Here is a 13,629-nt window from a genome sequence, read left to right on the forward strand (position 1 = left end):
ACTCAAGGTTCACCGGAGGAGAGCAGTGGCGTGACTGTACCCGTCGGTTACACGGCACGACAATCTTCGGCGGGTTCCGTTCTTACGGGAACGGGGCATTCGGCGGCCTTTCGGTCCTCCGAACACCGAGCCTTGGCCTTGAGTTCGAAATTAGTTCGAGTGGCGTTGGGCGGGAGACCGAGCGTGACTCCGGCACCGGCCTCAGGAACCGCCGTGCACGGTGAGGGCCAGGAGGGCGGCGAACGGCACCGGTACGAGCAGGGCCGCCCTCAGCCACAGGCCCCGACGTTCCCGGCCGGGCAGCACCCCGTCGATCACGGCCACCGCGCCGACCAGCAACACCCCGGTCACGACCAGCAGGAACAGCACGATGTCCGCGTGGTCGAGGGTCGTGTGGTTGCAGTTCCGCAGACCGGGATCGGAGAGGTCGGCCGTGCTGCGGCAGTCCATCGGCAGGTACTCCGTCACGAGCCACCACGCCAGGCCGAAGGGGACGACGGCCGGGATGCCGAGGGCCAGGTTCGCCGACACGGCGGCCAGGACGGCGCGGCGACCGGTCCCGATCGTGCCGTCCTCGCCGGCCCCGGCCCTCGTGCGCATCCTGCCCCCGGTGTGTTCGCGTCCCTCGGGGATTCAGATGGCCAGGCCTTGGCCCTCGGTTCCCGTGGAACCGGTGGTACCGGTTGCGGTGGGTGCGGAGCGCGTGGTCGGTGCGGGGCGCGGGGCGGGCGCGGTGCGTGAGGTGGCATCGGATGCGGAGGATGCCGCGACGGGCGCCGCCGCGGGCGCCGTGGCGTCGCTGACCGGACCGTCCAGGGCGCGCCGGACCGCGGTGATCACGGCGGGATGGACCGGCAGGGCCAGGTGACCGATGCCGGTGACCTGCACGTTCGTCGAGTCCAGGTCCGGATGCTCGATCCTGGCCGTCCCGGTCGGCGCCATCAGCGCGTCGAACTCGCTCCAGAAGGCGACCATCCTGGTCCGACAGCCCGGCGAGGGTGCGCCCAATTCGCTCAACACATCTGATTCCGGACGCATCTGCCGGACCAGCGGGTGCGCGTCCATGAAGGGCGCCACCCGGGTGCCCGAATGGGGGGTGCCGAGCGTGATCAGCGTCCGCACCCGCGCGTCGCCGCCGAGCCGCTGCACGTAGTAACGGGCGACGAGGCCGCCGAGACTGTGCCCGACGAGGTCCACCCGGTCCTGCCCGCTGCGCTCGCACAGCTCCTCGACGCGCCGGGCGAGGTGGCGGGCCGTGACGCGCAGATCGCGGGTGAAGGGCGAGTAGTTGTACGTCTCCACCCGGCGCCGGCCGTCCGCGCCGAGGGCGCGCCGCAACAGGACGAAGACCGACCGGTTGTCGGTGAACCCGTGCAGGAGCAGCACGGGCGGACGCTGCCCCCGGGTCTCGGACGGTGTGTCGCCGGTGGTGTCGGCGTCGGCCGGCGCGCGGCGCTCGTCGAGGAGCCCGGTGGGATAGAGCAGGAGGTGCCCGGCCAGTACGACGGCCTCCAGGACGGCGGCGCGCAGCGCGGCCCCGGTCATCGAAAGCGGCAGTGGTGTGATCGACAGCCCCATGGACGGCCCTCCCCTGGACCTCTCGGGGACACGACCGCACCGCCGACGCGGCCCCGCCACCGTGCCGGGCGGCTGTCGGCGCGGTGGCGGGGCGACTCGGCGGTGATGGATCCGCTGTGTCCCACGTGTGATTTCCCCCTCCCGCTTGACCGTGAAACGGTGCGGTGCGCGATGCTGTACTTAACGTTCGTTCACTCGGGAGGCAGTGCGATGGGTGTGACCGGTCCGATCCGTGTGGTGGTGGCCAAGCCGGGTCTCGACGGCCACGACCGGGGTGCCAAGGTGATCGCACGTGCACTGCGCGACGCCGGCATGGAGGTCATCTACACCGGCCTCCACCAGACCCCCGAGCAGATCGTGGACACCGCCATTCAGGAGGACGCCGACGCGATCGGCCTCTCGATCCTCTCCGGCGCCCACAACACGCTGTTCGCGCGCGTCCTGGAACTCCTGAAGGAGCGGGACGCCGAGGACATCAAGGTGTTCGGTGGCGGGATCATCCCGGAGGACGACATCGCTCCGCTCAAGGCGAAGGGTGTCGCCGAGATCTTCACGCCGGGTGCGACGACCACGGCGATCGTGGAATGGGTCAACGGGAACGTCCGCCAGTAGGCCTCGCCGAGCGGCCCCGGGTCGGGCGCAGGTCGGCCCGGGTCGGCCCCGAGCCGGGGCACGCCCCCGCTCGGGCCGTGTCAGGTGTGCGCGGGGGCGAGCTCGGCGAGCATCGTGGCGCGCAGCCGCAGCGTGGCCACCAGGCGTTGGAAGGCCTCCGCCCAGTAGGCGGCCGCCCCCGGTGAGGCGTCCGGCGGGTCCTGGGAGCCGGACGTGAGCGCTTCCAGGTGAGCGGTCTCGGTCGGGTCGAGGCAGCGCTCGGCCAGGCCCATCACCCCGCTGAAGCTCCACGGGTAGCTGCCCGCCTCGCGGGCGGAGTCGAGGGCTTCGACCACGGCCCGACCCAGCGCCCCGGACCACGGGACCACGCAGACGCCGAGCAGCTGGAAGGCCTCGGAGAGGCCGTGGGCCCGTACGAACTCCGCCACCCATGAGGCCCGTTCGTCCTCCGGCAACGTTTCCAGCAGCTTCGCGCGTTCCGCCAGGGACGCGGTGCCCGGCCCGGCGGCCGGCGGTGCCGACGGCGGGCCGAGGAGCGCCTTCGACCACTCGGCGTCGCCCTGACGGACGGCCGCCCGGCACCACGCCGCGTGCAGTTCCTCCGCCCATCCCTCCGTCACCGGCAGGGCGACGATCTCCGCCGGGTCGAGCCCGCCGAACCGGTCCCGCCAGCGGTCCAGCGGAGCCGCCTCCACCAGCTGACCGAGCCACCAGGCCCGCTCGCCGCGGCCCGCCGGGGGGCGCTTGACCACCCCGTCGCGGAGCATCCCCGCGTCGCACTCCGCCGGAGGGGTCACCGACCGCGGACCGACGCAGGCCAGGGCGCGTTCCGCCATCCGCCCGGCCAGGGCGGACCCCGGCAGGGCGGACAGCAGCTCGGCCGCGGTCGCCCGTACGTTGCGGCTGCGGTCCCCGAGCGCGGATTCCAGGAACGGCTCGTCCGCGGGGGAGAGGCCCGCCCGTAGGGAATCGAGGAACATCAGGCGGTCCTCGGCCCGTTCGGTGGACCAGGTCGTGGCCAGCAGGCGCGGTGCGGCCGCCGGCTCGTGCGCCCGGACGACGCCCAGCAGGGCGACCCGTTCGGCGAAGAGCCCCTCCTCCCAGAGCCGGCCCACCGCCTCCCTGTCGGCCGGGTCGGGCAGTTCGCCCGTGCCCCCCGTCCCGCCGCGGAGCGCGAACCGCCAGTCGGGATTGAACCGGGCCAGCCACAGTCCCCGCGCCCCGGCCAGTGCCAGGGCCTGGGGGCGCAGGTCGGTCCGGGCCCGGGCCGCGTCCAGCAGCGCCGGGACCAACGCCGACGGGGCCCGGTAGCCGTGCCGTGCCGCAGTGGCGAGCCACTGCGGCAGCAGTTCCGTCAGATCGGGGGAGGCCCCGCGCCGCCCCCCGGAGCCGCCCGCGCCCGCGCGGCCCGCCAGGAGTTGGGCGAGCCGCCGCCGGGCCGCGTCCGGCGGGGCCGGACGCGGATCCCGCGGGGCGGGCTGCGGCAGTCGGCCCGCCGGAGCCGGCAGGAGCCCGGCGCGGCGGCGCAGGGTCTGCACGGCCGCCGCGTCGAGCAGGGCCTGCGGCGCGCCGCCGCGCCGCTCGGTCCCGAGCAGCGCGGCGGCGACCAGGTCCTCCCAGGCCTGCGGTGCCACGGTGTTCTTCTCGTCCGCCTCGGCCGTGCCGTTCATCGGACCCCTCCCTCTTCGTGTTCCGTGCTCCGGTCCCGCCCCCTCCGCGGGACCGGAGCGTCCGTGTTCGGATCGGTCAGTGCCTCAGCTCGCGTGGTTGTCGTTCACAAAGCCCCCCGGCTTCCTCGTTCCTCACGGCGGCGCCCCCGCGCCGTCGCCCCCCTGCTCCCCGCCCGACGTCACCCGAGGGCGACCGGCTCCGCCCCCTGCGGATGCCATGCCGTCAGCGGGGTGAACCCGCGGTGACCGCACTCGCCGAACACCGTGACGGGACCGCCGCCCGAGAGGGCGGCCAGTTGCCACAGACCCGAACGTGAACGGCCCCCGGCGAGGTTCACCGGCAGCGCGGACGCCCCATCGGCGTCCGCGAGCTGCCAACTCGCGTCACCCGATTCCCCCGGTATCGGGATCACCGGACCCAGCACCACCGGCCACGACTCCAGCCACGGGTCCTGCGCCAGCGCGTCCCCGTAGGCGGTCAGCGCCTCCTGCGTGCCCACCCCGGGCGGAACCCGGGTGGCCGGTACCGCTGCCGCGAACCGTTCCCCGAGGTCGGCCCGCAGTCCCGCCGAGCCGGGCCGGAAACGGGCTTCCGCCTCCAGCACCAGCCCGACCGGCAGGGCCAACCCCGGCGGTCGCCCGGGCGGCCCGAAGTCCAGCACCAGGGCCGGGCGCCCGCTCCCCGTCCCGTGCAGCCATATCCGGCGGGTGGTGAGCCGGCCGTCCGGGGACGCCGAGTCGTACTGGGCCAGCACGAGCCAGTGGTCCCGTACGGTTTCGCCCTCCCCCGAGGACGGCAGCCCCACCCGGCTCCGAACGGTCGCGGCCAGCGGCTCCGGCAGCCCGGACACCCCCAGCCAGGCCCTGTCCAGCAGGTGCAGCAGCGCGAACTCCTCAAGCATCCGGGCGGGCCAGCCCGGGCCGCAACCGGGTATTGTCCCCAACTCCCTTACACGGGAGGCCAGTCCCGGGGCCTGGGCGTCGACCATCCGGGCCGCCACCTCCTCCCACGGCGCGTATCCCGTCTGCTCCTGGCCCGCCAGGCCGCCGCGCAACAGGTCCGCGAGCCGCTGTTCCAGCTCGGTGACCCCCGCGCCGATCCGTTCCGCCCGCCGCAGCGCGCGGCGCCTCGCCCCCTCCTCGTCCACCGGTCCCGCCGCCGCGACCGCCGGCCGGGCGGCCTTCGCCGCCCGCTCCGCCAGCCATTCCCCCGCCCAGTCCGGTGCCTCGACCGGATCCCCCGCTCCCTCCGCCGCCCACAGCAACAGCAGTCCCATCGCGTGCTTGCACGGGAACTTCCGGCTCGGGCAGGAGCACTTGTACGCCGGGCCCGTCAGGTCCACGACCGTCCGGTACGGCTTGCTGCCGCTGCCCTTGCACAACCCCCACACCGCACCGGAAGCGGAACCTCCGGTCTGCGACCACGGACCCGCCCCGCCCAGCCTGCCCCCCGCCTTGCGCGACGCATCGTCAGGTGCCAGGGCGAGTACCTGTTCCGCCGTCCAGCGAACCCCCTGCTCAGTCATGGGAACAACCGTAGGGACCCCCACTGACAATCGCTCTGACCTGCAACAACTCGATGAACAGGGGGTGTTGTCAGTGGCATGGTGCACCTTGGGTGGAGCAGCCGGAAGCGGCTGGAGAGCCTTGGAGGGGGACCATGACCACGACCGAGAACGAGAGCCCCGCAGAAGTACTGCGACCGCACGCCGAGGACGCCTTCGCACACGAACTGAAAGCCCTGGCGGCCGCCGACGACCGGCCCCGGCCCACCCGCTGGAAGCTCTCCCCGTGGGCCGTGGCGACGTACCTGCTCGGCGGCACGCTCGACGACGGCACGGTCATCACGCCCAAGTACGTCGGTCCGCGCCGCATCGTCGAAGTGGCCGTCACCACCCTCGCCACCGACCGCGCCCTGCTCCTCCTCGGAGTGCCCGGAACCGCGAAGACCTGGGTGTCCGAACACCTGGCCGCCGCCGTCAGCGGGGACTCCACGCTCCTCGTCCAGGGCACCGCCGGCACCCCCGAGGAAGCCATCCGCTACGGCTGGAACTACGCCCGCCTCCTCGCCCACGGGCCGAGCCGCGAAGCCCTCGTCCCCAGCCCCGTCATGCGGGCCATGGCCGACGGCATGACGGCCCGCGTCGAGGAACTCACCCGCATCCCCGCCGACGTCCAGGACACGCTCATCACCGTCCTGTCCGAGAAGACCCTCCCGATACCGGAGCTCGGCCAGGAAGTGCAGGCCGTCCGCGGCTTCAACCTCATCGCCACCGCCAACGACCGCGACCGCGGCGTCAACGAACTGTCCAGCGCGCTGCGCCGGCGCTTCAACACCGTGGTCCTGCCGCTGCCCGCCACCGCCGACGCCGAGGTCGACATCGTCGCCCGCCGCGTCGACCAGATGGGCCGCTCGCTCGACCTGCCCGCCGCGCCCGAGGGCCTGGAGGAGATCCGCCGGGTCGTCACCGTCTTCCGCGAGCTGCGCGACGGGATCACCGGCGACGGCCGGACGAAGGTGAAGTCGCCCAGCGGGACCCTGTCCACCGCCGAGGCCATCTCCGTCGTCACCGGCGGGCTCGCCCTCGCCGCCCACTTCGGGGACGGCGTCCTGCGCCCCTCCGACGTGGCCGCCGGGATCATGGGCGCCGTCGTCCGCGACCCGGCCGCGGACCGGGTCGTCTGGCAGGAGTACCTGGAGGCCGTGGTCCGCGAGCGGGACGGCTGGAAGGACTTCTACCGCGCCTGCCGGGAGGTCTCGGCATGAGCCCGGCCGCCGAGGGGCCGCTGCTGCTGGGCGTCCGTCACCACGGGCCGGGCTCCGCGCGGGCGGTGCGGGCCGCGCTCGACGCGGCGCAGCCGCGGGCCGTGCTGATCGAGGGCCCGCCCGAGGGGGACGCGCTGCTGCCGCTGGCGGCGGAGCCCGGGATGCGTCCGCCCGTCGCCCTGCTCGCGCACGCCGCCGACGACCCGGGCCGGGCCGCGTTCTGGCCGCTGGCCGCCTTCTCCCCGGAGTGGGTCGCCCTCCGCTGGGCGCAATCCCGGGACGTGCCGGTGCGGTTCATCGACCTGCCGGCCGCGCAGACGCTCGCCGTGCGGGACCCGGCGCCGGGACCCGGACCGGAGCCGGGCGACGGGGGCGACGGGGAGCGGACCGGGGACGTCCGCCTGGACCCGCTCGGGGCACTGGCCGGAGCCGCCGGGTACGACGACCCCGAACGCTGGTGGGAGGACGTCGTCGAGCACCGCGACGGCGGGGCGGGGCGCGATCCGCTCGCCGCCTTCGAGGCCCTCGCGGAGGCCATGGGGGCCCTGCGCGAGGCCTACGGGGACGGCGGCCACCCGCGCGACCTGGTCCGCGAGGCGCACATGCGGCAGCGGATGCGTGCGGCCCGCAGGGAGTTCGGCGACGACTACGCCGTGGTCTGCGGGGCCTGGCACGTCCCGGCGCTGGCGGCCCGGACGACGGCCACCGCCGACAGGGCACTGCTGACCGGCCTGCCCAAGGTGAAGGTGGAGACCACCTGGGTGCCCTGGACCCACCGCAGGCTCGCCCGGGCCGGCGGGTACGGCGCGGGCATCACCTCGCCCGGCTGGTACGCCCACCTCTTCGCGGCCCGCGACCGGCCCGTCGAGCGGTGGCTGACCAAGGTCGCCGGGCTGCTGCGGGAGGAGGACTTCCAGGTCTCCTCCGCGCACGTCATCGAGGCGGTCCGACTGGCCTCGACCCTGGCCGCGGTGCGCGGGCGTCCGCTGCCGGGGCTCACCGAGACCCTGGAGGCGGTCCGGGCCGTCATGTGCGACGGCTCCGACGTGCCGCTCGCGCTGGTCGAGGACCGGCTCGTGGTCGGGGACGTCCTCGGCGAGGTCCCGGACGCCGCGCCCGTCGTGCCGCTCCAGCGGGACCTCACCCGCAGCCTGCGTTCGTTGCGGCTCAAGGCCGAGGCGCAGCAGCGCGAACTGGAGCTCGACCTGCGCAAGGACACCGACGCGGCCAAGTCGCTGTTGCTGCACCGGCTGCGGCTGCTCGGGATCGACTGGGGGGCGCCCGTCGCGTCCCGCGGCAGTACCGGAACCTTCCGGGAGACCTGGCGGCTGTGCTGGGAGCCGGAGCTGTCGGTACGGGTCGCCGAGGCCGGGATCTGGGGCACCACCGTCCTGGGCGCGGCCACCGCCAAGGCCGAGGCCGACGCCGCCGGCGCCGTGGAACTCGGCGAGGTCACGGCACTGGCCGAGCGGTGCCTGTTGGCCGGGCTGTCGCAGGCGCTGCCGGCCGTGCTGCGGGCGCTCGCCGACCGGGCGGCGCTCGCCACCGATGTGGCGGGCCTGGCCAAGGCTCTGCCGGCGCTGGCCCGTTCGCTGCGGTACGGGGACGTGCGGGGGACGGACGCGGCGGCGCTGGGCACGGTCGCCGCCGGGCTGGCCGAGCGGATCTGCGTGGCGCTGCCGCCCGCCTGCGGGGCCGGGCTGGACGCCGACGGGGCGGCGGAACTGCGCGGTCACGTGGACGGCGTGCACGGGGCGGTCGCCCTGCTGGCGGACGCGCGGGAGGCCGACGGGCTGCGCGAGCGCTGGTCGGCGGTGCTGCGGGCGCTGGCCGGGCGGGACGGCGTGCCCGGGCTGATACGCGGCCGGGCCGCGCGGCTGCTGCTGGACGACGGCCGGCTCGCGGCCGAGGAGACGGCGCGGCTCATGGGGCTCGCCCTGTCCCCGGCGTCCGCCCCGGCCGACGCGGCGGGCTGGATCGAGGGGTTCGCCGGCGGGAGCGCGGGCGGCGGCACGCTGCTGGTCCACGACGACCGGCTGCTGGGGCTGATCGACACCTGGCTGGTGTCCGTGCCGGAGAGCGCCTTCATCGACGTACTGCCGTTGCTGCGGCGGACGTTCGGGGCGTACGAGCCGGGAGTGAGGCGGACCCTGGGCGAGCTGGTCCGGCGCGGACCGGGGGGCAGGGCCGGGGCCGCCGCGCCGGGCGGCGCCCCGGCGGGCTTCGCCGCGGAACCGGACCCGGTCCGGGCGGACGCGGCGGCCGAGCTGGTCCGCCTGCTGCTGTCCGCGGCGCCGGTCGACACGGCACCCGCCCCGGTGCCGGTCTAGGCCGTCCGGCCGTCTCTGCCGGAGCCCGCCGACCCGGCACGCAGGGCGTGGACGGCCTGGTTCGACTCCGGGGGCGGAGTACGGAAGGAGTGGCAAACGAGTGGGAGGGGACGGGGACATGAGGGCAGTGGAGAGTCCGGCGGAGAGCGCCGACGGAGGGAACGACGCCGGGGACACCGGCGGCGACGCGGAGCGGCTGCGGCGGTGGCGGATGGTGCTCGGCGGGGGTGAGGCCGACGGCACCGGCCGGACGCTCACCGGGCAGGACGCCGCGATGGACGCCGCACTGGGCGCGCTGTACGGCGGCTCCGGTGGCGCCCGCAGGAGTTCGGGGGAGCGGTCCGCCGGCCTCGGCGGCAGCGCGCCGAACGTGGCGCGCTGGCTCGGGGACATCCGTACGTACTTCCCGGCGCCGGTGGTGCAGGTCATGCAGCGGGACGCGATCGAGCGGCTGGGGCTGGCGTCGCTGCTGCTGGAGCCGGAGATGTTGGAGGCCGTCGAGCCGGACGTCCACCTGGTCGGCACCCTGCTCTCGCTCAACAAGGCGATGCCGGACACCACGAAGGAGACGGCCCGGGCCGTCGTCCGCAAGGTGGTCGAGCAGTTGGAGAAGCGCCTCGCGACCCGCACCCGGGCCACGCTCACCGGCGCCCTGGACCGGTCCGCGCGGATCAACCGGCCCCGGCACCACGACATCGACTGGGACCGGACGATCCGGGCCAACCTCAAGAACTACCTGCCCGAGTACCGCACGGTCGTCCCGGAGCGGCTCGTCGGCCACGGCCGGGCCTCGCAGGCGGTGAAGAAGGAGGTCGTCCTCTGCATCGACCAGTCGGGTTCGATGGCGGCGTCCGTCGTCTACGCCTCCGTCTTCGGCGCGGTCCTCGCCTCCATGCGGTCGATCGCGACCCGGCTGGTCGTCTTCGACACCGCGGTCGTGGACCTGACCGACCAGCTCGACGACCCAGTCGACGTGCTCTTCGGCACCCAACTGGGCGGCGGCACCGACATCAACCGGGCGCTGGCCTACTGCCAGTCGAAGATCACTCGGCCCGCCGACACGGTGGTCGTCCTGATCAGCGACCTTTACGAGGGAGGCATACGCAACGAGATGCTCAAGCGGGTCGCCGCGATGAAGGGCGCCGGGGTGGAGTTCGTGACCCTGCTCGCCCTCTCCGACGAAGGCGCCCCCGCCTACGACCGCGAACACGCGGCGGCGCTCGCCGCCCTGGGGGCGCCCGCCTTCGCCTGCACCCCCGACCTGTTCCCGGACGTGATGGCGGCGGCGCTGGAGAAGCGGCCCCTGCCGGTTCCCTGACGGGACCGGGCGCGGTCGCGCACCCGTGCGGTCGTAAATCGGCAGATCACACGAAGATGCAGTTCAACCGTGAGGCGATCTGTGACAGGTATCACCGCTCAGGTGTGATCTGCGATTTAGGGACCCACGGCCCACGGGGATAACCTGCGGGACGGACATGCCGCGTCCACGGTCACCGTGTGCGCCTTCCTTGTGACAGCGCCGTCACGTTGCCCTCCGCGGCACGCCCACGCAGATAGCAGACAACCGCGAATCACTGCGAATCTTTGAAGACAAGGGACGGACGCGCGTGGACCTGTTCGAGTACCAGGCGAGGGACCTCTTCGCCAAGCACGGTGTACCGGTGCTGGCCGGTGAAGTCATCGACACGCCTGAGGCGGCTCGCGAGGCCACCGAGAAGCTGGGCGGCAAGTCGGTAGTCAAGGCGCAGGTGAAGGTCGGCGGTCGCGGCAAGGCCGGCGGCGTCAAGCTCGCCGCCACCCCGGACGAGGCCGTCGCCCGTGCGACGGACATCCTGGGCATGGACATCAAGGGCCACACGGTCCACAAGGTGATGATCGCCGAGACCGCTCCCGAGATCCTTGAGGAGTACTACGTCTCGTACCTCCTCGACCGGACCAACCGCACCTTCCTGGCCATGGCCTCGGTGCAGGGCGGCATGGACATCGAGGAGGTCGCGGAGAAGACCCCCGAGGCCCTCGCGAAGGTCCCGGTCAACGCCAACGAGGGCGTCACGATCGAGAAGGCCCGCGAGATCGTCGCCCTGGCGAAGTTCCCGGCCGAGGTCGCCGAGAAGGTCGCCGAGGTCCTCGTGACCCTGTGGGCGACCTTCATCGCCGAGGACGCGCTCCTCGTCGAGGTCAACCCGCTCGCGAAGGTCGCCAACGGCGACATCATCGCGCTCGACGGCAAGGTCTCGCTCGACGAGAACGCCGAGTTCCGGCAGCCGGGCCACGAGGAGTTCGTGGACCACGCGGCCGCGAACCCGCTGGAGGCCGCCGCCAAGGCGAAGAACCTCAACTACGTCAAGCTCGACGGTGAGGTCGGCATCATCGGCAACGGCGCGGGTCTCGTGATGAGCACCCTCGACGTCGTCGCGTACGCCGGCGAGAACCACGGTGGCGTCAAGCCCGCCAACTTCCTCGACATCGGCGGTGGCGCCTCCGCCGCCGTCATGGCGAACGGCCTGGAGATCATCCTCGGCGACCCGGACGTCAAGTCCGTGTTCGTCAACGTCTTCGGTGGCATCACCGCGTGCGACGAGGTCGCCAACGGCATCGTCCAGGCGCTCCAGCTGCTCGAGGACAAGGGCGAGGCGGTCACCAAGCCGCTGGTCGTCCGCCTCGACGGCAACAACGCCGAGCTGGGTCGCAAGATCCTGTCGGACGCCAACCACCCGCTGGTCCAGCGCGTGGACACCATGGACGGCGCGGCCGACAAGGCCGCCGAGCTCGCGGCTGCGAAGTAAGGGCAGAGGTCACAGACTCACATGGCTATCTTCCTCAACAAGGACAGCAAGGTCATCGTCCAGGGCATGACCGGTGCCACGGGCATGAAGCACACCAAGCTGATGCTGGCTGACGGCACCAACATCGTCGGCGGCGTGAACCCGCGCAAGGCCGGCACCACCGTCGACTTCGACGGCACCGAGGTCCCGGTCTTCGGTTCCGTCGCCGAGGCGATCGAGAAGACGGGCGCCAACGTCTCCGTCCTCTTCGTCCCGCCGGCCTTCGCCAAGGCCGCCGTCGTCGAGGCCATCGACGCCGAGATCCCGCTGGCCGTCGTCATCACCGAGGGCATCGCGGTGCACGACTCCGCCGCCTTCTGGGCGTACGCGACCGCCAAGGGCAACAAGACCCGGATCATCGGCCCGAACTGCCCGGGTCTGATCACCCCCGGCCAGTCCAACGCCGGCATCATCCCGGGCGACATCACCAAGCCCGGCAAGATCGGTCTCGTGTCCAAGTCGGGCACGCTGACCTACCAGATGATGTACGAACTGCGCGACATCGGCTTCACCTCCGCCGTCGGCATCGGTGGCGACCCGGTCATCGGCACCACGCACATCGACGCCCTGGAGGCCTTCGAGGCCGACCCGGACACCGAGCTCATCGTCATGATCGGCGAGATCGGCGGCGACGCCGAGGAGCGTGCGGCGGACTTCATCGCGAAGAACGTCACCAAGCCGGTCGTCGGTTACGTCGCGGGCTTCACCGCCCCCGAGGGCAAGACCATGGGCCACGCCCGTTTCCGTGCTCGCGCCGCCGTCGGGCTCACTCCAGGCCGGGGGAGACCCGGGCGGGTCCCGCGGCGGGGTCGGCGCGCAGCTTGTCCTGGAGTTCCCGGCTCTGCTCGGTCAGCCGCTGGGGTCCGCTGTGCGGGGGAACTCCGGAGACGCTCGTCCCGGGGGAGCTGGGGGGCTCGTACTCCCGCGGCGCGGTGGCCGTGGTGTAGGCGGTCGCGACGGCGATCAGCGCGGTCATGACGAGGCCGGCCCGGGTCCACCGCCGGCCGCGGTGCTCCCCGGCGGCGCGGACGACGGCCGCGGGGCGCGGCTCCAGCCGTACGGCGGGCCGGACCGCCCCGAGCCGTTCGCGCAGCACGGCGGACTGTTTCTCCGGCGGGACGTCGGCCAGCTCGGGCACGCGGTCCGCGAGTTCGTCGTGCGCGCGGAGCAGGCGGTTGCCCGCGGTCGGGGTGGTGGCCTCGGTCTCGGCGGCGGTGTCGGGCAGGTCGAGGCCGACGCCGTCGTAGAGCAGCACCGTCCGGCGGTGCACCGGGGGCAGCGCGAGCAGGGCGTCGAGCAGGACCCGGTCGGCGGGGTCGGCCGGCGGCTTGTCGGGGTGGCGGTGGGCCCGGCGGAACCGGTGCCAGGGGGACAGGGCGTACTCGTACACGGCCGCGCGCACCCAGCCGACGGGGTCGGGGTCGGTGGCGACCTCGGGCCAGCGGTCCCAGGCCTGCTGGAAGGCCCGCTCCACCGACTCGTGGGCGAGGGCGCGGCGGGCCGTGAGGAGGTACGCCTGCCGGGTGAGGGCCGGGGCGGCGTAGGCGTAGAGGGACTCGAAGGCCTGGACGGGATCGTCCGGGGGCGCGTCGGCGGGCGCCGGCGCCGGTTCGGGTGCCTCCGCTGCCGCGTCCGCTGTCGCTGCCGCGCCGGTCGGCTCCGGCTCGGCCACCTCCGGGCCGGCCGCCTGCGACCCGGTCGCCGTCCGGGGCGGTGCCGGCTCGGCCGAGGCGGCCGTCGGCGCCGGGTCCGGTGCGGGGTCCGGTGGTCGGGGGGCGCGGGCCTCGGCCTCGGCGTCGGCGGGTGCGCCGGGGTGCGCGGGGTCGGCCGCGACGGCCGCTCGCGGG

General features: G+C 74.0%; 10 protein-coding genes and 1 pseudogene. 6 read left to right on the plus strand and 5 right to left on the minus strand.

The features are described from left to right. Positions 1–201: 201 nt before the first annotated feature. Together ACFVS6_RS17595 and ACFVS6_RS17600 are read right to left on the minus strand one after the other, a co-directional pair. The gene (locus tag ACFVS6_RS17595; RefSeq protein WP_389704693.1) at positions 202–600 is read right to left on the minus strand and encodes a hypothetical protein; all 399 of its coding nucleotides are present in this window, start codon (positions 598–600) and stop codon (positions 202–204) included. A 33-nt stretch (positions 601–633) separates the two neighbouring features. Further along, positions 634–1,578, minus strand: coding sequence for an esterase/lipase family protein (locus ACFVS6_RS17600; protein WP_389704695.1), 945 nt, complete (start codon positions 1,576–1,578; stop codon positions 634–636). Positions 1,579–1,788: 210 nt separating this feature from the next. On the opposite strand from ACFVS6_RS17600, the gene ACFVS6_RS17605 reads away from it, so the two are divergent. Continuing rightward, on the plus strand, positions 1,789–2,190 hold the full coding sequence (locus ACFVS6_RS17605) for a cobalamin B12-binding domain-containing protein (protein ID WP_281209601.1): 402 nt from the start codon (positions 1,789–1,791) through the stop codon (positions 2,188–2,190). Between the two features lie 80 nt (positions 2,191–2,270). On the opposite strand, the gene ACFVS6_RS17610 is transcribed toward ACFVS6_RS17605, so the two are convergent. Both ACFVS6_RS17610 and ACFVS6_RS17615 read right to left on the minus strand, forming a co-directional pair. Then, positions 2,271–3,860, minus strand: a complete 1,590-nt coding sequence (locus ACFVS6_RS17610; protein WP_389704697.1) for a DUF5691 domain-containing protein — start codon at positions 3,858–3,860, stop codon at positions 2,271–2,273. A gap of 179 nt (positions 3,861–4,039) precedes the next feature. Beyond that, positions 4,040–5,386, minus strand: a complete 1,347-nt coding sequence (locus ACFVS6_RS17615) for an SWIM zinc finger family protein (protein WP_389704698.1) — start codon at positions 5,384–5,386, stop codon at positions 4,040–4,042. A gap of 134 nt (positions 5,387–5,520) precedes the next feature. Between ACFVS6_RS17615 and ACFVS6_RS17620 the strand changes: the two genes are divergently transcribed. The 5 genes and pseudogenes from ACFVS6_RS17620 to sucD all read left to right on the plus strand — a co-directional run. Beyond that, positions 5,521–6,627, plus strand: coding sequence for an AAA family ATPase (locus tag ACFVS6_RS17620; protein WP_389704700.1), 1,107 nt, complete (start codon positions 5,521–5,523; stop codon positions 6,625–6,627). Continuing rightward, positions 6,624–8,957 (plus strand): DUF5682 family protein, encoded by a 2,334-nt coding sequence (locus ACFVS6_RS17625; protein ID WP_389704702.1) that lies wholly within the window; start codon positions 6,624–6,626, stop codon positions 8,955–8,957. The genes ACFVS6_RS17620 and ACFVS6_RS17625 overlap by 4 nt, the downstream gene beginning before the upstream one ends. Before the next feature lie 118 nt (positions 8,958–9,075). Beyond that, entirely contained in the window at positions 9,076–10,275 is a 1,200-nt protein-coding gene (locus ACFVS6_RS17630) for a VWA domain-containing protein (protein ID WP_389704703.1), read from the plus strand. A gap of 289 nt (positions 10,276–10,564) precedes the next feature. Next, positions 10,565–11,743, plus strand: coding sequence for an ADP-forming succinate--CoA ligase subunit beta (gene sucC, locus ACFVS6_RS17635; protein ID WP_385579966.1), 1,179 nt, complete (start codon positions 10,565–10,567; stop codon positions 11,741–11,743). Positions 11,744–11,764: 21 nt separating this feature from the next. Further along, a pseudogene (sucD, locus tag ACFVS6_RS17640) lies at positions 11,765–12,601 on the plus strand (succinate--CoA ligase subunit alpha); the annotation flags it as partial. On the opposite strand, the gene ACFVS6_RS17645 reads toward sucD, so the two are convergent. Further along, positions 12,549–13,629: DNA-directed RNA polymerase sigma-70 factor (locus tag ACFVS6_RS17645; RefSeq protein WP_389704705.1), on the minus strand; the 1,081-nt coding region annotated here is incomplete at its 5' end. The pseudogene sucD and the gene ACFVS6_RS17645 overlap by 53 nt on opposite strands.

Origin of the sequence: Streptomyces sp. NPDC057939 (assembly GCF_042887545.1) — a bacterium.
GTDB lineage: Bacteria > Actinomycetota > Actinomycetes > Streptomycetales > Streptomycetaceae > Streptomyces.